Raw genomic sequence first — 548 nt, forward strand, 5'->3', positions numbered from 1 at the left:
AGGAGGGAGGGGAGGGCGGCTTCGCCGCGCAGGACGTGTCCGGCGAGGGTGGAGAGTACTTCGGCGTCGGCTCCGGCGCGGGCGGCTTCGCGGGTGCGGCGGGCGGCGAGGTCCACGATGGCGCTGACGGCCATCGCGACCACCACGAACACCACCAGCGCGAAAAGGTTTTCCGCCTCCGCGATGGTGAACTCCCCCACCGGGGCGGTGAAGAAGTAGTTCAGCAGCAGCGACCCGCCGACCGCCGCGGTGATCGCGGGCCACCGGCCACCGGCCAGCGCGACCGCCACCACCAGCAGCAGGAAGATCAGGATCTCACTGGGCAGGGACAGGTGCTCGCGTACCGCGGACATGGCGAGGGTGAGCACCGGCAGGCCGAGCAGGGCCAGCGCCCAGCCGGCCGCCCGCCGGGTCACCGTCAGCCCGGTATCAGGCCAGGGGACCGGCCGCCGGCCGCGCCGGGCCTGGTCGTGCGGGATCATGTGGACGTCGATCGACCCGGACCGCGCGGTGGTCTCCACCCCCACCCCACGCGCCCACAACTGCGC

General features: G+C 73.5%; 1 protein-coding gene. It reads right to left on the reverse strand.

The annotated features are described in order from the left end of the window. The coding region (locus tag C1I98_RS39615; RefSeq protein ID WP_233508594.1) for a DUF4118 domain-containing protein at positions 1 to 521 on the reverse strand (521 nt) is incomplete at its 3' end. Positions 522 to 548 lie beyond the last annotated feature (27 nt).

This window comes from Spongiactinospora gelatinilytica (genome assembly GCF_003236385.1).
GTDB lineage: Bacteria > Actinomycetota > Actinomycetes > Streptosporangiales > Streptosporangiaceae > Spongiactinospora > Spongiactinospora gelatinilytica.